Consider the following 19275-nt stretch of genomic DNA (forward strand, 5'->3'; position numbering starts at 1 on the left):
AACTGTTCATCCCAATAAATTAGAATTGTTAGTTTTTCTTAAACCACAGGAGTCACTGAGTCAACGAGTTACCGAGTCAGCTATCAGTAATTATCAATTTTCTCATATTTAAGATTTCTTCAGCAGCGCGATCGCAAACTCCAATTTCTCCTAAACATTGTCGCATTTCTTGATAGTCTAATAACATTTTTTCTCTCGCTTCTTTATTAGTTAATATTCTCATTGCTGCTTGAGTAATATTTTCAAAAGTGGCTTTTTCTTGTAATAATTCTGGGACAATTTCTCTCATTACGACTAAATTTACAGGAGAAGCAAAGGGAATTGAACCTTTAAGAATATGACGTGCTATCCAAGCTGTAACACTATTTAAGCGATAAATTACTACTTGGGGAATATTTAGTAAAGCTAACTCTAAATTTGCAGTTCCAGACTTAGTAATTGCAAAGTCTACTGCGGCGAGAATTTCCTCTTTTTTATTTAATACAATAGTTGCTTGTAAGTTATATTTTTTAATTGCTTTTTCGATAGGTTCTTGAAATTCTACTAAGGAAATAGGAATATAAAAATGAACATTTGCTAATTGTTCTTGAATATTTTTTGCTGCTTGAAAAATCAAAGGTAAGAGATATTTTAATTCTTGACGACGGGAAGCTGGTAAAAGTGCGATCGCTATTTCTTCTGCTTTAATTCCTAAATTATTTCTTCCTATTTCTCTAGTAGTTACATTAGCCATTCTATCAATTAAAGGATGACCAACCCAAGCCACATCAGCGCCATGTTTTTGATAATATTTTGCTTCTTGAGGAAATATTGCTAATAACTTATTTGTAAACCCCACAATGCGGTTAGTATTTTGAAAATTCATAGACCAAACCCACTCTTGAGGAGCGATATAATAAGCCACAGGAACGTCAGGTAAATTTTCCTTCATATAAGTTCCAATTCCTAAATTTGGACCCATATAATCTATTAGTACCACTACATCTGGCGGATTTTTTTCCAAATAAGCGATCGCTTGACGTTGTACCCTTAAAGTAGGAATAACATAAGGCAAAGATTCAATCAAACCCATTGAACCAATACCACTAGTATTACCTAAAATTGTTGCTCCAGCTTCAGCCATTTTCTCACCACCTAAAGCCACAATTTCTAGGTTAATATGATTAGCAGTTGCTTGTTTTTTTAACGATCTAATTAATAATGAACCCTGTAAGTCCCCGGAAACTTCCCCAGTGCTAATAAATATTCGCATTTTAGATTTTAGATGTAAAATTTATTGTATTTTATTGTATTTTGTAGGGGTTTTTAGGGGTTTAGCAATGCTAAACCCCTACATTGATCTTGGCAGAAAATTCCTTATTCTAACTCCTTGTTCTTTCCTTTCCCTGGAATTAAGCCTCTTCTTCCTGACATTTGCGACAGTAACAAAAATCTTCGTAAATGTTCTAACTCCTCCGTATTTCCTAAAGTTTCTAACTCCTGTACAGCCTGTTGAAAAAGCAGATCAGAGTGATAAAGAATACGAAAAGCCTTTTTTAGAGTCTGGAAGTTATTTGTAGGCATTCCTGAGCGTTTTAAACCCACTAGATTGAGCGATCGCACCCTTGATGGATTACCTTCCACCAACATATAAGGAGCTACATCCCTATCAATTCTTGTCATACCACCGATCATAGACATTGTGCCAATGTGTACAAATTGGTGTACACCTAAAACCCCACTCAATCTAGCACGCGATTCAATATGTACATGGCCAGCTAAAGCTACGGAATTAGCAATAATTACTCCATCTTCAATTATGCAATTATGACCAACATGAACATAAGCCATCAATAAATTACCATTACCAATAGTAGTTGCTTCGCCCCTACCAGTAGCGCGGTTAATAGTTACATATTCTCGAATAAAATTATTATCGCCAATTTTTACCCATGTGGGTTCGCCTACATATTTTAAATCTTGGGGTTGCATTCCAATAGCAGCGCCGGGGAAAATTTGATTTCCCACCCCAATTTCACAAGGTCCTTCTAAAACGACATGAGCGCCTATTACCGTATCTGCATCTATCCTCACATTGTCTCCGATCACAGCATAAGCTCCGACTTGCACCGTTGGATGAAGTTCCGCATGAGGATGAATTACAGCAGTTGGATGTATAAGTGTTTTCAATGGTGATGCTCCAAAACTAAGTGCTGTGGATATTGTCAATTTCTATTAAAAAAGTGCCAGATCAAGCGATTTACGTGTGAGGATGACGAGAATGTAGGAGTCAGGAGATCAAGGAGTCAGGAGAATAATTAAACTACTTAATACTTACTGCTGATGGGTGACTGCTGAAAGCTATATCAGCTAATCAAAGAAAACATTAACTCTCCCTCAGCCGCTAATTTGCCATCAACTTCAGCCTTACCCTGCATTTTGCCAAAACGACGCTGTTTTACCCATAGCAGTTCCACAGTCATTATTAACTGATCGCCAGGTACAACTTGCCTACGAAAACGAACTTTGTCAATTCCCGCAAATACAAATAAACCTTTCGTAGAATTTTCCATTTGGGTCATTACTACACCTCCTACCTGTGCCATAGCCTCCACAATTAATACACCGGGCATCAGCGATCGCCCTGGAAAATGTCCTTGAAATTGCGGTTCATTAAAACTGACATTTTTTATACCTACAGCTTTTTTACCCGGTACATAATCAATAATTCTATCTACCAATAAAAAAGGGTAACGATGAGGTAAAAGCTCCTGAATTTCCTCAATAGAAAAAGTAGTTTTAATTACTTCATGATTATCTTCTTCGGGAGATGTATTTACTGTTTCAGAAATTGATGAGGTAATAGTTGACATCGGTATGTAGTAATAATGATATGGGATCAAGGGGTAGCAATTTTAGATTAATAGTAATTTTAGCTACTGTAAATAGCCGTAAATCTACAATCTCAAATTTCAGTAATTGCTTGGTAAATTAGGACTGATCTAACTGTGCCATAATTTTCTGAGCTAGTTGAATGTGTAAATTATGACTAGCCTTATATGCTAAAAAATGTGCCACAGGGAAAACTCCCAATAAACTCAAATCTCCTACTAAGTCTAATATTTTATGACGGACTGGTTCATTTGCAAATCTCAAAGGAGGATTTAACCAACCTTTTTGGCCACAAACTAGAGCATTATCTAAACTACCACCTTTGATCAACCCAGACTTCTGTAAATATTCAATTTGATGTTCTAAGCCAAAAGTGCGAGCAGGAGCAATTTCCGTAGTAAAATCCCCATGTAAAGGCCAACTATACCACTGATTACCAATAGCAGGTAAGTCGAAATCAATGCCATAGGTAAAGCGAGTTTCTAAAGCAGGTAAAACAGCAACAAAAGCATCATCTTGATATATCCAAATAGGTTCAGAAATATTTACAGATGGTTGATGTTCTGTAGTATGCTGTGGAATTAAACCAGCATTTAAAATACTTTGTGTCCAAATTTGAGCAGAACCATCTAAAAGAGGAACTTCATGACCATCAATTTCAATGCGAGCATTATTTACACCTAAGGCGGCTAAAGATGCTAATAAATGTTCAACTGTTCTTACAGAAACATTATCTTTACCTAATTGAGTAGAAAGAGTAGTTTGATTAACAGCAGCCACTTGAGCAGGGATAATAGGGGTATTAGGTAAATCAACGCGCACAAAATAACGTCCACATCCTACATCAGCAGGTAAAATTCTAACTTTGGTATGAACACCACTATGTAAACCTACACCTGTTTGGATTATTTCCTCTGATAACGTAAATTGTTCCATAATACCCTATCACTTGTGCTTTTAAAAGTTTCTAGACTTGAATCTTTGTAACTGTTGTTAGTGTGTTAGTTAATTGTGCATTGTCAATTGATTATTAAAACCTCTCCCCAATACCAAAATTAATCCGACTATCACCATCATCAGTGATACCATAATCCAAGCGAATTGGACCGATGGGAGACTGTACCCGAACCCCTAAACCATAACCGTAACCATTACCATTTTTATTTAATAACTGTGCCGTTCTGGTGCTAGTACCTAAATCACTGCCATAATCAAAGAATAAAGCTCCACTAATCACAGAAAATAGTGGTAAACGATATTCTGCGGAGGCTTGTACATAACTACGGCCTGAACCTAATCTACCTTCATCATAACCACGAACAGAGTTACTTCCACCTAAAGTAAACGCTTCATAGGGTGGTAAATCTCCTAGAATTGTACCCCCTTGGATGTTAAAAGCTAAAGTTTCTGATTTTTTACCACCAAAACTAGTAAATTTAACAGGTATGTAATAGCTATAATTACCTCTTAATCGAGTTAAGAATATACTACCTGAACCAATGGGTACTGACTGATCTACACCAAAACTCAGATAAGATCCTTTAGTTGGTTGTAATGGGTTATTGCGGAGATCCCGTTGTGCGCCCAACTTTAACAGTAATAAATCATCTTCACCAGAACCAGAATAGGTTAAAGGAACTGTAGCACTTAATTGATTGCCATCATCATTAAATATTGCCCCTTCTTTGCGTAAATTACCATCAGCATCACGGGCAGAAACTCTTTGATATTGCAAACCTAAAGATGCTAACCATTCCGAACTTTTGAAAGGATTAGTAGAAAAAGGACGAGTAAAGGTAACACCTCCACCTAAACGAGTGATCCTGGGACGATCCTGTGCGTCAGTATTAGTTCTATTACCAGGATCAAATGTTTCAATAGCATTATCTTTCCCTTCGTAAATTAAAGAAATGGAACGACGACGGAAGATATTACTTGTGAAGGAGGTACGATAAGGATCACCTGCTATCCAAGGATCGGTAAAACGCATATCAAACAGTAATTCCCGTTCTCCTAATTGTACTTCAGCCCCTAATTTCTGGTTTTTACCCCCCAGGTTTTGCTGTTGATAACTGACAGTTCCAAATAAACCACTGGCGGAACTAATACCCGCACCAGCAGCTATTGAGCCACTACTACGTTCAATTATATTTAACACCACATTCACTTTACTGGGATCAGTACCAGGATCAAGGGATATAGGCTCATTATCTGGTGGTTCAAACAGTCCTAAACCATATACTCGTTGTAAATCTTGCTGAATTGTGTTACGGTTGAATACTGTTCCTGGTTTTAATTCCAGTTCTCTGGTAATAATATACTCTTTGGTGCGGCCGCGAATTGGTTCTCCTTTTTCGTTAGTGTCTTCTCCATCTTTGGTGCGGAATCTTACTTTAACGCTTTCTACGACTCCTTCAGCTACTTGTAAGGTAACTACTCCATTTTCAGCAATACGTGGCGCACCAATAAGGTTAGCGAGGACATAACCTTGCTCTTGATAACGTTTGTTTAATTCTTTAACACCTTCTTGTAAATCCCGTAGGTTAAGTATCTTACCATACTGTTCCTTAAATATTTCATCTACTACGGTACTAGGTAATACAGATTTTACATCTGTTCCTGGATTCGCGTCTATTTCTACTTTGCTTAAAACTGGGTTAGGAGTAACTATAAAGCTGACTCTCACTCCTAAAGGAGTATCTTCTGGTAATGCTTGTACGTTAGCAAAAAACCCAGTGGCAAAAATGGCGTTAATATCTTCTTGTAGCTGGGTTTTAGTGGTGGTTTGTCCTGCTTGGGTACGAATAACTCTGTACACTTCGTTTTCTAACTTAGGATCAATTTGTCCCTTGTCTGATTTTACTGCTACTTCTGAGATTAATACTCTAGTTTCTGCGGTGTTTTCCTCTGAGTTGTTACGTTTAGGCGTATTCTGTTCTGATTGTGCTATTTTTGATGATATTGTTGGAGTTTTTAAATTGGTAATTTGATTATTGATATTGGCAGCAGAATTTGTTTCTTGTTGCGTCTCGTTTTTGCTAGTTTCTGATCGAGATATCTCCCCACTAAGGAAAGATACAGAAGTTAATGCTTCTGGATATGATACGTTGGGGTTTACTAATTTTTGGTAATTTTGTGAAGTATTATCTGTTGCTAATGTGTCTACCTGTGTTGTTGTTGCTACAATAGTAGCACTAGCACTTTCTTGACTGTTTGCTTTCATCGCAGTCAAAGGTACTGTGATGGCTACTATAGCCATTATTCTTGGAGATATCTTTGTTTTAATCATATTGTTTTTCACTATCACACACCATCTTAAAGTAACTATTTTTTGGTTATTACAGCCGTCAGGAGTCAGAATAAGGAATTTTCGCTCTACTCCTCCACTCCCCACTCTATACTCACAATTTACAAACTGCTAATACTCTTTGTAAAACCTCCTGATAAGCATTTTCCACATTTCCTAAGTCCTTACGAAACCTATCTTTATCCATAACGCGAAGGTTGGGATCCTTTTGTGATGTATCCCATAAACGACAGGTATCGGGACTAATTTCATCAGCTAAAATGATTTGTTGTTGTGTGTCCAAACCAAATTCTAGCTTGAAGTCTATTAAGGTAATGCTACACTTATTCCAAAAATCCTTGAGAAATTCGTTGATTTTTAATGCAAGATTAATAATTTCCTTAACCTGTTCCTTTGTGGCTAGTTGGAGAAGTTCTAGGCGATCGCTTGTCAATAATGGATCTCCTAATTCATCATTTTTATAGTAAAATTCTACCAGAGGCTTTGCTAAAATTGTTCCTAGCTCTAACCCCGTTTGTTGACATAAACTCCCGGCTGCAATATTTCTCACTACTACTTCTAATGGTATAATTTTTACTGCCTTTACCCTCATTTGTTGTGGGGCTGGACTATCAATAAAGTGTGTTCTTATACCTTGTTTTTCCAAGGCTTGATATATATGACTAGAAATTTGACAGTTAATGACTCCTTTATTATCTATTGTTCCACGTTTTTGGGCATTAAAAGCCGTAGCATCATCTTTAAAATCTGCTAACAATATTTCTGGATCTGCTGTATTATAGAGAATTTTGGCTTTTCCTTCGTATATTTTAGAGTAAATTGACATGGTAGTTGTTATACTAATTAGTAGGGGGATGTTGAGATTTTTCTTGGTTTTACTATATCAGAATTCAGGGATCAGAAGTCACTGAGTCATCTAGTTATGAGCAAAAATACTAATTTTTCCTAGTGATACTTGCGTATTGCTGATAACGTTACTTTGATCACATGAAAAAGATGAAAATTTACTGAATCTAGGTTAATATTATTTTGATACCAATAAAAAAGTTTTGCTTTTTTCAGTAAAAAGTAATATAGTATTGGTTTATCCAAAAAGTCACAAGTTTAGATATGGGAGTTTTTAGCAAAAATGTCACAATTGATTCATTTCTAATGTGTTCAGTCACTTTTAATAAGACATAAATTTATATAAGTTCATAGAGAGGGTATATCATGGAGAAAAAAGTAATGAGCAAAGATGATTTTCTCTATCCCCGTGGCCGTTATTATGGTCATGTTAAACCGGAAAATTTAGTCTTCAATTCTAATTTACAAGAATTTGCCTTGAGAATTAGTTATATCTGTAATTTGGAAACTGGTGGAAAAATTCCCCCAGAAGAGGCTTATGAACAAATTAAGCAACTTTGGAAGGAGTTAAAACGTTCTAAAAAGCAATTAAGAATTGGTTCTGATCCTTTTCACAATGATGATCAAGATACACCATAAAGGAGTCGGGAGTCGGGAAAATTATATTTTACCCGATCACCAATCACTCTATTTACCCATAAAATTCCAAACGCCATCCCAAGAATTTGGTGGGGGCGTTTTTTGGTAGTTGTAGGCGCGTTCTATGTGAATAGAAGTTGCTTTATCTATGGGATTGATGCGTCTAGCTGCTTGAAAATGCGCGATAGCTGATGAAAAATCTCCTGCTATGTAGGCACTACGTCCAGCATGATAATGATGTAAAAACTCCTGAGTATTAGCATCTAGGGGAGTAGAGCGATCGCCTATCAACTCGTAGATATTTACAGATTGATGTTTACCTTTAACGAAAATTTTGTCAAGTTGACGGACGAATACACGATCGCGGCACAGATTATAAGTAAACTCACTAAGAATAATATCACAAGCATATTCTTTAGTCACGCCTTCTAACCGAGAACTCAAATTTACACCATCACCAATTACTGTATAATCCATCCGTTTCTGAGAACCTATATTACCAGAAACTACTTCTCCTGAACTAATTCCAATGCCTATTCTAATTTGTGGTTGGGAGTAAAAAATCCGCTGTTGGTTAAATTCTTTTAAGCGTTGTCTCATATCCAAAGCAGACTGAATAGCAAGCCAAGCATGATTCTCTGATAAAGAAAGAGGTGCGCCAAATACAGCCATTAATGCATCCCCAATAAACTTATCTAAAGTACCTTCATAGTTAAATACAGCTTCTACCATAGTTCCAAAATACTGATTCAGCAAAGATACCACTTCCGTAGCACCCAAATTTTCCGTTAAAGTGGTATAGCCTCGAATATCAGAAAAGAGAATAGTAACATCTTTCCGTTCACCCACCATCAAAGTATCTTGTCCCAAAGCCATAACTTGTTCAGCGACGTTGGGGTTAAGATAACGGTACATAGTGCTTTTCATGCGTTTTTCGCGGCTGATATCTTCTAAAACTATTAAACCACCACGTACTTCTCCCTCCGGGTTTGTCAGGGCGTTGACGGTTAAATTGATACTACGTTCTAGAGTTTCAACTATGTGATGATTAATTTTAGTATTAAATATTTCTGATGGATAAGTACCTGTTTCATTCCAGGGGATAAAAATATGCGGGTTGGTGCGATCGCTAATTGATAAAATTAACTCATCAGTTTGGTTATTCTTATGTAATCCTACTGACAAACTCTGTTCTGGTAAATAATGTTTAGCACCATATTTTAAACTATCCTGCAAACGCATTTGCAAATTTTCAATAGGTACAACATCCCAAACTTTGCGGCCAATTAATTTTTTCTGCCACAAAAGTTTATTGTGTTTATTATTATTATTTTTAATTTCACAACCTAACAATTCTAAAGCAGCATCATTAATAGTGACAATTTGACCTTGCATATCTGTAGAGATTACTGCATCAGATAAACTTTGTAAAATATCCTTTTGATATTGTCTTTCTAATAAGACACTTTGAAATAAACGAGCATTTTCTAAAGCTATACCAGCTTGAATATTAAATGCTCGCATAAACTCCTCATCAGAAGAAGTAAAACTTCCCTGTTGTTTATTAATTAATTGTGTCACTCCAATTAACTCATTAAATGAATTAAATACAGGTAGGCATAAAATATTGCGAGTCACATATCCAGTTCTTTGATCTATAGACGGATCAAAACGAGGATCTGTATAAGCATCAGGAATATTTAACGCTTTACCTGTGGAAGCGACATAACCAGCAATACCTCTACTAGCACTAATACGAACTTCTATTAATTCTTTACTATTAGCTTCAGCTACCTTAGTCCATAATTCATCTATTTCTTTACGATATAAAAATAATGTACTTCTATCAGCCTGCATTAAAATTCTGGCTTGTTCCATGACTATTTGTAAAGTGGCTTCTAAGTCCAAACTTTGGCCTAAAATTTGAGTAGCTCGTAATAAAGCTGTAGCTCCTCTTTGATGACGAGCAGCAACATAAAAAGATTGACAACTTTCTAAAATAATACCAATAGCTGACGTAAAATCTCTAACTCTTTCCTCATCTTCTTCATTAAAAGGAACATTTCCCGCTTTATTAGCTAATTGCACCACTGCCACAGTTTTATTTTTACTACTCAAAACAGGTATACATAAAATATTATGAATTGTATAGCCCATTTGTTTTTCTAACTCTGAGCTAAATAGGGGATGATCTCTAGTTGCTGCGATATTTAAACAATTACCTGTACTAGCAACATGGCCAGGAATACCTCCATTTATAGAAGTTCTAACTTCTAAGAATTTCTGACTATTATCCTGGGGAATTTTTGCCCATAATTGACCTTGATCGTAGTCTACTAAAAAAATAGCAGTATGTTGTGCTTGCAGAATTTGTCCTATTTTTAATGTAATTGCTTCTAAAACTTTTTCTAGCATAGTTTCCAGAGCTTCATTATTGATTAAATCAATAGCTCTAATGAATTGTTGAAACTCGGCTGTGATAAAATCTAATAGACAAACAAATTCATTTACAGAAAGGTCTTTTACTCTACTTAATAAAGTATGAGTACGGTTTGTTTGTGTAAGTTCCGTTAATGCGGCTAAAATACTACCAGGGTTAGGAAGTGTCATAATAATTTTTGCATTTTAGGTTTTATATTTGGGAACTGAGCATAATAGTTATTTGTTTGACTAATTTTACCAGTTACCAATTATTACCAATTACCAATTACCAATTACCAATTACCTTTTGATAATAACCTTGTAACTGTCTAGTAGCAGCAGACCATCCCCATTTTTCTGCCTCTATGCGAGCATTCTTCCGAATTATAGCAAGTTCTTGTTTTTGTTGTAGCAATTTTATTGTTACATTAATAGCTGCTTGAATATCGGCTTTAGGGTCAAAAAGATAACCATTAACTCCATCTGTAACTATATCAGGAATGCCACCAGATCGGGCTGCTACTACGGGACATCCTGCCGCCATAGCTTCTAAAAGCACTAAACCTAATGTTTCTGTACGAGAGGGAAAAATAAATACGTCAGCACTCGCAAAAGCTGATCCTAGTTCTTTCCCCAGCAAATAACCGACAAAATGGGTATTTGTCCCTGCAAAGTGTTTTTCTAAATTTGCTCTGTTTGGACCATCTCCCACCAATGCTAAACGTGCATCAGGAATGGCTTCTAATATGGGTTTAATCCGCTCAATTTCCTTTTCTGCTGATAAACGACCAACGTATAATAATAGGGGGCTTTCTGGATGATTTTGGCTAAGATGCGATCGCATTTCTAAACTAGCCAAGTCTGGATGAAATAGTTCTGTATCTACTCCTCGTTGCCACAGGTCTAATCTTTCAATACCATGTACTGCTAGTTCCTCAATCATCGCTGTAGATGTGCATAGATTTAACTGTGCTTGATTATGTCCTGCCTTTAATAATTCCCATAGTAGACCTTCTAACATTCCCAAACCATAATGTTGTAAGTACTGAGGTAGATGGGTATGATAGGAAGCAACAAGGGGAATTTTCATAACTTTACTATAAAAAATCCCTGATAATCCTAGTACTGCGGGATTAACGACATGAATAATATCTGGTTTAAATTCTTCTAAGACTTGGCCAATAGCTGGCCGAGGTAAGGCCATTTTTAATTCTGGATAGAGAGGAAGAGGAAAGCCACTCACTCCGTAAATTTTCGCACCTTTATGTTCTTTAATACCGCCTTCTGGCGAAAAAATTAATACTTTATTGTTATCTCGTTGTAAATGGTCAACGGTATGACATAATCGAGTAACTATACCATCTACTTTAGGTAAAAAGGTTTCTGTAAATAGGGCAATTTTCATAAATAGGGGAGTCGGAAGTCGGAAGTCGGAAGTCAGGAGTCAGGAGTCAGGAGTCAGCTATCAGCTATCAGCTATCAGCTATCAGCTATCAGCTATCAGCCACTAGCTTTCAGCGATTACTAATACACTAAAAATTATTTAGTACATTACAAACAAGCTGATTACTGACTGCTGATTACTGACTACTGACTGCTAATTACTATCTATGCCAAGTTACTTTAGGTAAAATCTGCTGATGATCTACTCGTTGGTCATATTTGACAGCAAAATTTAATAATGAGTCAAGGAGAGAATCAGAGAGATAATGAGGTTGTAAACCTAAATCTAATAACTTGGTATTTTTAGCGTTGAAATAGTGTTCTTCTTTTTCAATGCGGGGGTTATCAATGTGATCAACGGTCACTTTTAAACCCATTGCAGCACCAGCTTTTTGTACCATTATCGCCAAGTCACCAACGCTAAATAATTCGGTAAATTGGTTAAATACGCGAAATTCGCCTGGTTCTGCGGGATTGGCGATCGCTAATTCAATACAGCGTACAGTATCACGAATATCTAAAAATCCGCGAGTTTGTCCACCTTTACCATAAACCGTTAAAGGATGTCCTACTGCCGCTTGAATACAGAAACGGTTTAATGCTGTACCAAAGACACCATCATAGTCCAAACGGTTAATTAACAGTTCATCCATGCCAGTTTCGTCGGTTAGTACACCATAGACAATACCTTGATTCAAATCAGTCGCTCGCAAACCCCAAATGCGACAAGCAAAATGAATATTATGGCTATCATGTACCTTACTCAAATGATACATCGAACCGGGCTGTTTGGGATAGGGTAAAGTATCCTTACGTCCGTTATGTTCAATGGTGATATAACCTTCTTCGATATCAATATTGGGTGTACCATATTCGCCCATAGTTCCCAATTTTACCAAATGGCAATCAGGGAACTTTTCGCGCATAACATACAATAAATTCAACGTACCTACAACATTATTCACCTGAGTGAGAACGGCGTGTTCCCTATCTATCATGGAAAAAGGGGCGGAACGTTGTTCACCAAAATGGACGATCGCATCTGGTTTAAACTGATCTAGGGTTTTATCCAAAAAAATGTAATTTGTGATATCCCCAACAAACAAGTCAATAGTTTTACCTGTTAAATCGTACCACCGTTGGATGCGTTGCTGAATTGATGCGATCGGGGTCAGAGTTTCCACACCAAGTTCATTATCCCAGTGCCGACGCACCAAACTGTCTAAAATTCCAACTTCATAACCTTTCTGAGAGAGGTAAAGTGCGGTTGCCCATCCACAATACCCATCGCCACCAATAACCAGAACTTTCATCTTTACCAGTTTTTTACTCGCTGATAGCTAAATTTATCAGGTTTGTGTACCATCTTCACCACGAAATTCTCATAAGTTATCAGCTATTGGCTATTAGCTATTGGCTATTAGTTTTTTTACTCTATAAGTAGTTGTACTTTAGCGGAAACTAGCTAACTCTCAACTGCGTCTTTATTTTTTTGCTCTATAATTAGTTGCGCTTTATCGGAAAATAGTTTAAGTTCAATGAGGATATTTTAACGATCAATCAGAATGTATCAAATATCTTTATATCCTACTGAGAAACGTAGCACTGCGGAAAATGGTGAAACTGTGAAGGAAAATTGGATTTTTTAATTATCAATACGTGCAATAAGTGATGTCATCTTTTGGGCAATTGTACCTCGTTAAGGTGAGAAAAAGGTCTATAACTATGGATTTTCATAGGTATTTACCTAAGATATCTGAATTTTTAAGTTATGATGCCAAAATCTTGAATGACTGTTTCAGTATGTAGCAAGAAATTTAATAAAATCAAAATCAATTTTTATTAAATCTATTGTTTTTGATTGATGGGATTCTTGTATACTAATTAAGCATTATTTTTTGTTAAATTACCATAACCACTCTAGGAGAGCCTAAATTCAAAACTATATAAAAAATATATAAATTGTCATTTACTAAATTTACTAATTTTATACTCGTTGGCAATATAATAAAACATTTGATAATAATCTTGAAACTCCTGACTGTTGGTTTTTCCCTGCCAATAATATTCTAATTGTTCCTGATTAATTATTAACCTCATTACCGTTTCTTTCTCACCAACTTCTATAATTAAAATTGCCGGAAAACCTTGTAAAGTTTCAAAATTATGACTGATATTTTTATATTCGTAATTTTCAGAATTATTAATATTATTATCTAACTTTTTACTCACCCAAGAACGAATTTCTACAGATTGATTTTTAGGAGAAAAAAAAGCAATACCATCACTATTATCAGGATTTTTAGATATTTGCCAATTGCTAGGATAGGGAAACTCAAAACCATAACGTTCATTTTGGTAAGTTTTCCATGATGGACTACCAGTATATAAACTACATCCACTCAAAAAAAATGCAGTGCTTAATGTGATAGTCATATTAGACATGATTTTCTGTAAATACATATAAGCACCTTTGCATAAATCAAACATTAATCCTGGTATATTATGTACTTATTTTACCATTACCTGTTCCCTGTTACTTAATTGTAAAGAAATGTAACAATATTGCAGTTAAAACGCCTGATGATCTTGACAACAATAAAAGAACCAGATAGAGTGATATACATACCCGGGTAAGACCAGTAAAAAGTGATATGCAAACTAAGCAAAAGGTTACGTTATATTTATCGCCAGAGTTGCAAAGGAAGCTAAAAATTCGTTCAGCAGTTGACTCAGAAACTATGTCAGACATAGCAGAACGAGCATTAGATTTTTACCTGAGCAATTCAGAACTAGTAGAAGAATTAGAAGAATCTTCTTATGGGCGAACACATCGGGTTTATTCCTGTCCTATTTGCGAAAGTTCACTGGTAATACGCAATGGAGAACTAGTGTGCTTAGGCAACCTACCGGGAGTAATTGGTCGAGATCATCTACCTGTTGACGAAAGAGAACGATGCCCAACTCAACCGAAAAGCGAGGAAGAGCTAGTTCCATGTTAAATAGGAGTTATGAATAAACACTTCATAAGTTAATTCATAGTTCAATGCTGTTTCTATAGGGTCTCAAGTAGGTCAATAGTATGAAAGAAGAGCTAAACATACTCATACAAGCTCAATACCCTTTAATCTACCTTGTGACCTCCGAGGAAGAGCGGGCAGAGCAAGCCATTTTTAAAGTTGCTAATGTTGAGTTAAAACCCCAAAGACGAGTTTACGTTTGGACGGTGACTCACGGTATTGTGGAGTATGGTCAACCCCGGAATACAACCCAACACAATACAGTATCTCCAGAAGCGGCGATAGAGTGGATTATTCGCCAGAAAGAACCAGGTATATTTATTCTTAAAGATTTACATCCTTTTATTGATGCGCCAGCGACAACAAGATCCTTAAGGGATGCGATCGCTAGTTTTAAAGGAATGCAAAAGACGATCATTTTAATGTCGCCAATGCAGCAAGTTCCGATAGAATTAGAGAAAGAAGTTGTTGTTTTAGATTTCCAACTACCTGATATGGCGGAGTTAAATAAAGTTTTAACTCAACATATAGACCAAAATCGGGGCAAGCGTTTAAGTACTGAAGCACGAGAAAAGCTACTCAGAGCGGCTTTAGGTTTAACTAAAGATGAAGCGGAGAAAGTGTATCGCAAAGCGCAGGTAACAAGTGGACGCTTGACGGAAAATGAAGTTGATATAGTTTTATCGGAAAAGAAACAACTAATTCGTCGCAACGGAATTTTAGAATACATCGAAGAAGATGAAACTATTGATGCTGTTGGTGGTTTAGAAGAGTTGAAGAAGTGGTTAACTCAACGTTCCAACGCCTTTACGGAAAGAGCGAGAGAGTATGGGTTACCACAACCGAAAGGGATGTTAATTCTTGGTGTTCCAGGTTGCGGTAAGTCACTAATTGCCAAAACCACCTCCCGTTTATGGGGTTTACCAATTCTCAGACTGGACATGGGGCGGGTTTACGACGGCTCAATGGTGGGTCGAAGTGAAGCCAACCTCCGCAATGCCCTAAAGACAGCAGAATCAATTTCCCCCACGATTCTGTTTATTGATGAATTGGATAAATCTTTTGCGGGTAGTGCGGGTTCTGGCGATTCCGATGGGGGAACATCCAGTAGAATCTTTGGTTCATTCCTCACCTGGATGCAGGAAAAGAAATCACCAGTTTTCGTAATGGCGACGGCGAACCGGGTAGAACGTTTACCTGGGGAGTTTTTGAGGAAAGGTCGCTTTGACGAAATCTTCTTTGTAGATTTACCTACACCGGAAGAACGTCAGGATATCTTTAGTATTCACCTGACCAAAAGACGTAAGGATATTGCTAGATTTGATTTAGGACAACTAGCAAAAACTTCAGACGGCTTTTCCGGAGCAGAAATTGAACAAGCGATTATTGCGGCAATGTACGAGGCTTTTGCCCAAGATCGAGAGTTCACACAATTAGATATTATTGCTGCTTTAAAGGCAACTCTGCCGTTGTCACGAACGATGCAAGAACAAGTGACAGCGTTGCGAGATTGGGCAAGACAACGCGCTCGCCCTGCCGCAGCCTCCGTAGCTGAGTATCAGCGATTGGAGTTTTAAAAGCTTTCCTTCTGGATGACAGAGGGTAAAGGTTAGCCGTAAGGTTAACGGGTTACGAAAACCAGTCACGTCCCAATTAACCCCAAGTTAATGTGGCTGTTCTGATCAAGAAACCGTTGTCGTTTTTCTCATCAATCTTCTTATTGGAGGAAACCCAAATGTCTCACTTTAGCACTCTGCGTACCAAAATCACCGATGCTGAAATTCTCAAGTCTTCTTTGCGCGATTTAGGTATCACCGTGAAGACTGAAGCTGATGTGCGTGGTTATAACGGTCAGCGCTTGCGTTCAGATATCGTTGCTGTTTTGGACGGTGAGTACGATTTAGGCTGGTCTCGCAATAGTGATGGTTCTTTTGACTTGATCGCTGATCTGTGGGGCGTTGCGAAGAAACACAATCAAACTGAATTGATTAACTCCATTAACCAAAAATACGCCGTTAATAAGACTTTAGCTGAAGTAAAACAGCGCGGTTTGCAAAACGCTAATGTTAAATTAGTATTGCAGTAAGCATTAACATTCTTATCTGCGCGTTCCCAAAGCTGAACGGGTTAACCTTTTTATAAGCGGTTAGCCCGCTTTTTTGTCTTTTTCCTATGAACAAGAATGTCAACCAACTGTTAAAAAACATGATCCTGTTGGTGTTGATTTAGGTGTGAAAAATCTAACAACATTAAGCACTGGAGAGGTTTTTGAGAATCCTAAAAATTGTGGTGAAAATTTAGAAAAATTAAAGAAACTCTCCAGAATTTATGCTAGAAAAAATCAAGGTTCAAATAAAATAATAAGCGATAATATTTAGGTAGGAATATCACCGGATGACCTGCATCTTTCACTATTTGGTTACAGCAGTTTTTATGTATTTAGACCACACTCTAAATTAATTTTAGTCTTACTTTGTGCCTAACGCACTGAAAGTCCTTCGCTTCGGTAATGCGTTTTTGTGCGAAACCAGAATCAAATTGCTGTAAAGAAGTTGGGGATCTGAATCTCATTCATTTTTCATGTGTTTAAACCGTTCTGTTGCCTCGTTAAAAGCCTCTTCCATTACATTTTGAATTTTTTGCGGATCAGGGATTTTTCCTCCCATTAAATCACCAAAATAAACGCAAGCAGTTTCACCTAATGCCCACGTATAAGCACCTGCCCAAGAAACAGCAATAACAGTACCAAAACCGGGGATAAATTTAATTAGTTCTCGCGCAATTGCTTGGGCAATAAAACCTCCAGCAATGGTACTCACAATACCTCCAGCTTGAGATAGTGTTAATGTTTGACCATATAATTTCCCTAAAAGTCCTACCATGGAAACTTGTAAAGCGGTTAAAACCGGCATGGTTGCAAAAGGTAAAGGTACGGCGGCTAAAGTTGCGGCCATCATGGAAAAAGTTAACATATAACGTCTGCCAGCATCTCGATAAATATTACCTAACTTCTCGCTAAATTGTTGATCTAGTAGTTGATAAATTGCTTTTGATTCTGCTTGGGGTAATAATTCTGCTAGGTTATTTTTGAGAGATTCTAAACCATAAAATATGGGATCATAACCATCTTCTTCTAAGGTAAAATCAATTAAAACAGCATTATTGTATAAACCTGCAAAATTTTCTTTAATTTCGGTAAATGCGCGATTTAATTCGGTAAAATCTGGAGGATAATCTGGATGATTTTCTATAGCTTGGGGATAAATTTCATGTAAGGAGGTGACGACTAATAAACAGGGAATATTCGGGAATTGTTGACGTAATTTTGTAATAATTTGGCGCAGGGTATCGGTGGCAAAATCATTGATTTTTACTGTGAGAATGAAAACTCTAGCGCGGTTAGTTTCGGTTTGTAAATCATTAATTAGTTCTTGAATAAGAGTATCTGTTTCTTGACTGATATCTCCTAAACCTACAGTATCAGTAAAAACTAATAATGGTAAGTCGCTAGAGGGATAAAAATAGCGCTGTGTGTTTTGAGTGTGGGGACGAAAACCCTGGCCGACTATTTCGGCGGAAACGCCTGTTAAACCTCTGACTATGGAACTTTTACCGGTTTGTGGTTTACCAATTAATAAGGCTTCTGTGGTGGGTAATTCGGCGCGAATTGTGGTGAGAATTTCGGCAATTTGACTATCACTAACGGTAAACCATTGTTGGATATTTGATATTTGGGAGATTTTGGTTTTTGCTTGGTTGAATATGTCGCTAATGCGGGTTTTCCAGGAGTTATCGGGTTGTTCTGTCATGGGTTTTGTTGTTGGTAGAAGTTATATATTAGTTATATATTCAATTTTATCTAAATAGGTTACAAAATAGGGAGGAAGATGTCCGTACTATAGGAGTGGTAATATTAATTTATAGTGAGGATATCAAGAGAGTGTACAATTAAATATACCTATCACAAATATATAAAATCAAAGATTTAGCCACATATTCAGCTAATTTCACAGGTACAGCATTACCTATCATTTGTTCTAAATCTGTTTTTGAACCTGTAAAAATAAAATCTTTAGGAAAAGTTTGAATATAACTTCTTTCCAAGGTAGTTAAAGGACGTAAATTAGGTGTTATGGGAGCAACATCTCCTGAATGTAATTGATAATTTTTAGGAATAGGACGATTAACACCTCTAATAGTTGGACTAGGTTCATCAATACTAAAAATAGCGCGACGCTGATAAGTTCTAGGATGTCTATAATAATATTCTATTCCTAAACTGTTTCCTAAATAATCTCTAATTGTAGTTGGTTTAGTAGATAAATTAGTAGTTAAATAAGGTTGTAAATTATTATCTATACCATGTTTTTCTCCTATACAAAAAAATCTTTTTCTCTTTTGAGGTACTCCACACAAACTAGCATCTAATACTATTTCTGTTAATCCATAATCAGCAGATTTTAATATTGATTTGACTTGTTGATATTTATTACTTTTACGAAATCTATCTACATTCTCCATCACAAACCATTGACAATTAACAGCAGCTACAATTTCAGCAAATACAATACTTAAATCTCCTCTGCCTAAATTTTCATTACTAGGACTTACGCATTGACAAAAAACATTATCTATGTATTCTAGATCATGCGATCGCTATTAAGATTAGCAAAAATATGCTCACGTACAACTAAAGTAAACAGATTCCTCTGTACTTCATACCAGTTG

At 36.6% G+C, this 19275-nt stretch carries 16 protein-coding genes and 1 pseudogene; 5 read left to right on the forward strand and 12 right to left on the reverse strand.

Features of this window, described 5'->3' with window-relative positions; translation table 11 throughout:
* Positions 1 to 76: 76 nt before the first annotated feature.
* From lpxB to purC, 6 genes are all read right to left on the reverse strand, one after another.
* Positions 77 to 1252, reverse strand: a complete 1176-nt coding sequence (gene lpxB, locus H6F32_RS05740) for a lipid-A-disaccharide synthase (RefSeq protein ID WP_190368373.1) — start codon at positions 1250 to 1252, stop codon at positions 77 to 79.
* 104 nt (positions 1253 to 1356) lie between these two features.
* Positions 1357 to 2169, reverse strand: coding sequence for an acyl-ACP--UDP-N-acetylglucosamine O-acyltransferase (gene lpxA, locus H6F32_RS05745; RefSeq protein WP_190368374.1), 813 nt, complete (start codon positions 2167 to 2169; stop codon positions 1357 to 1359).
* Between the two features lie 176 nt (positions 2170 to 2345).
* Positions 2346 to 2852: a 3-hydroxyacyl-ACP dehydratase FabZ gene (gene fabZ, locus H6F32_RS05750; RefSeq protein ID WP_190368375.1), complete on the reverse strand. Its 507-nt coding sequence runs from the start codon at positions 2850 to 2852 to the stop codon at positions 2346 to 2348.
* Between the two features lie 118 nt (positions 2853 to 2970).
* Positions 2971 to 3807 (reverse strand): UDP-3-O-acyl-N-acetylglucosamine deacetylase, encoded by an 837-nt coding sequence (gene lpxC, locus H6F32_RS05755; protein WP_190368376.1) that lies wholly within the window; start codon positions 3805 to 3807, stop codon positions 2971 to 2973.
* A gap of 94 nt (positions 3808 to 3901) precedes the next feature.
* A complete protein-coding gene (locus tag H6F32_RS05760; RefSeq protein WP_190368377.1) occupies positions 3902 to 6160 on the reverse strand; it encodes a BamA/TamA family outer membrane protein in 2259 nt (752 codons plus the stop codon).
* Positions 6161 to 6272: 112 nt separating this feature from the next.
* Entirely contained in the window at positions 6273 to 7004 is a 732-nt protein-coding gene (gene purC, locus H6F32_RS05765; RefSeq protein ID WP_190368378.1) for a phosphoribosylaminoimidazolesuccinocarboxamide synthase, read from the reverse strand.
* Between the two features lie 386 nt (positions 7005 to 7390).
* Between purC and H6F32_RS05770 the strand changes: the two genes are divergently transcribed.
* Positions 7391 to 7663 (forward strand): hypothetical protein, encoded by a 273-nt coding sequence (locus H6F32_RS05770; protein ID WP_190368379.1) that lies wholly within the window; start codon positions 7391 to 7393, stop codon positions 7661 to 7663.
* Between the two features lie 48 nt (positions 7664 to 7711).
* Here H6F32_RS05770 and H6F32_RS05775 read toward each other — a convergent pair whose 3' ends face one another.
* The 4 genes from H6F32_RS05775 to H6F32_RS05790 all read right to left on the reverse strand — a co-directional run bounded on the left by H6F32_RS05775 (position 7712) and on the right by H6F32_RS05790 (position 14017).
* The gene (locus tag H6F32_RS05775; protein WP_190368380.1) at positions 7712 to 10273 is read right to left on the reverse strand and encodes an adenylate/guanylate cyclase domain-containing protein; all 2562 of its coding nucleotides are present in this window, start codon (positions 10271 to 10273) and stop codon (positions 7712 to 7714) included.
* 97 nt (positions 10274 to 10370) lie between these two features.
* A complete protein-coding gene (locus H6F32_RS05780) occupies positions 10371 to 11489 on the reverse strand; it encodes a glycosyltransferase family 1 protein (protein WP_190368381.1) in 1119 nt (372 codons plus the stop codon).
* 199 nt (positions 11490 to 11688) lie between these two features.
* Positions 11689 to 12840 carry an NAD-dependent epimerase/dehydratase family protein gene (locus H6F32_RS05785; protein ID WP_190368382.1) on the reverse strand — a complete coding sequence of 384 codons (1152 nt, stop codon included), beginning with the start codon at positions 12838 to 12840 and terminating at the stop codon, positions 11689 to 11691.
* Positions 12841 to 13492: 652 nt separating this feature from the next.
* Positions 13493 to 14017 carry a hypothetical protein gene (locus H6F32_RS05790; protein ID WP_190368383.1) on the reverse strand — a complete coding sequence of 175 codons (525 nt, stop codon included), beginning with the start codon at positions 14015 to 14017 and terminating at the stop codon, positions 13493 to 13495.
* A gap of 164 nt (positions 14018 to 14181) precedes the next feature.
* Between H6F32_RS05790 and H6F32_RS05795 the strand changes: the two genes are divergently transcribed.
* The 4 genes from H6F32_RS05795 (at position 14182) to H6F32_RS05810 (ending at position 16925) form a co-directional block, all read left to right on the forward strand.
* Entirely contained in the window at positions 14182 to 14529 is a 348-nt protein-coding gene (locus H6F32_RS05795) for a hypothetical protein (protein ID WP_190368384.1), read from the forward strand.
* Between the two features lie 80 nt (positions 14530 to 14609).
* The gene (locus tag H6F32_RS05800) at positions 14610 to 16124 is read left to right on the forward strand and encodes an AAA family ATPase (protein ID WP_190368385.1); all 1515 of its coding nucleotides are present in this window, start codon (positions 14610 to 14612) and stop codon (positions 16122 to 16124) included.
* Positions 16125 to 16282: 158 nt separating this feature from the next.
* Positions 16283 to 16633, forward strand: a complete 351-nt coding sequence (locus H6F32_RS05805; RefSeq protein WP_190368386.1) for a DUF1257 domain-containing protein — start codon at positions 16283 to 16285, stop codon at positions 16631 to 16633.
* A gap of 73 nt (positions 16634 to 16706) precedes the next feature.
* Complete coding sequence (locus tag H6F32_RS05810; protein WP_190368387.1) at positions 16707 to 16925, forward strand: transposase; 219 nt, start codon at positions 16707 to 16709, stop codon at positions 16923 to 16925.
* Between the two features lie 189 nt (positions 16926 to 17114).
* Here H6F32_RS05810 and H6F32_RS05815 read toward each other — a convergent pair whose 3' ends face one another.
* Entirely contained in the window at positions 17115 to 18356 is a 1242-nt protein-coding gene (locus H6F32_RS05815) for a YcjF family protein (RefSeq protein ID WP_190368388.1), read from the reverse strand.
* Between the two features lie 139 nt (positions 18357 to 18495).
* A pseudogene (locus H6F32_RS05820) lies at positions 18496 to 19146 on the reverse strand (DNA cytosine methyltransferase); the annotation flags it as partial.
* Positions 19147 to 19275: the final 129 nt, after the last annotated feature.

The organism is Anabaena sp. FACHB-1237, assembly GCF_014696225.1.
Lineage (GTDB): Bacteria > Cyanobacteriota > Cyanobacteriia > Cyanobacteriales > Nostocaceae > FACHB-1237.

Coding starts and splice junctions, on each gene's coding strand:
- lpxC (WP_190368376.1), bottom strand. CDS start 3,807: ATGGAACAATTTACGTTATCAGAGGAAATAATCCAAACAGGTGTAGGT.
- lpxB (WP_190368373.1), bottom strand. CDS start 1,252: ATGCGAATATTTATTAGCACTGGGGAAGTTTCCGGGGACTTACAGGGT.
- H6F32_RS05785 (WP_190368382.1), bottom strand. CDS start 12,840: ATGAAAGTTCTGGTTATTGGTGGCGATGGGTATTGTGGATGGGCAACC.
- purC (WP_190368378.1), bottom strand. CDS start 7,004: ATGTCAATTTACTCTAAAATATACGAAGGAAAAGCCAAAATTCTCTAT.
- H6F32_RS05770 (WP_190368379.1), top strand. CDS start 7,391: ATGGAGAAAAAAGTAATGAGCAAAGATGATTTTCTCTATCCCCGTGGC.
- fabZ (WP_190368375.1), bottom strand. CDS start 2,852: ATGTCAACTATTACCTCATCAATTTCTGAAACAGTAAATACATCTCCC.
- H6F32_RS05760 (WP_190368377.1), bottom strand. CDS start 6,160: ATGATTAAAACAAAGATATCTCCAAGAATAATGGCTATAGTAGCCATC.
- H6F32_RS05775 (WP_190368380.1), bottom strand. CDS start 10,273: ATGACACTTCCTAACCCTGGTAGTATTTTAGCCGCATTAACGGAACTT.
- H6F32_RS05790 (WP_190368383.1), bottom strand. CDS start 14,017: ATGTTTGATTTATGCAAAGGTGCTTATATGTATTTACAGAAAATCATG.
- H6F32_RS05815 (WP_190368388.1), bottom strand. CDS start 18,356: ATGACAGAACAACCCGATAACTCCTGGAAAACCCGCATTAGCGACATA.
- H6F32_RS05805 (WP_190368386.1), top strand. CDS start 16,283: ATGTCTCACTTTAGCACTCTGCGTACCAAAATCACCGATGCTGAAATT.
- H6F32_RS05800 (WP_190368385.1), top strand. CDS start 14,610: ATGAAAGAAGAGCTAAACATACTCATACAAGCTCAATACCCTTTAATC.
- H6F32_RS05780 (WP_190368381.1), bottom strand. CDS start 11,489: ATGAAAATTGCCCTATTTACAGAAACCTTTTTACCTAAAGTAGATGGT.
- H6F32_RS05795 (WP_190368384.1), top strand. CDS start 14,182: ATGCAAACTAAGCAAAAGGTTACGTTATATTTATCGCCAGAGTTGCAA.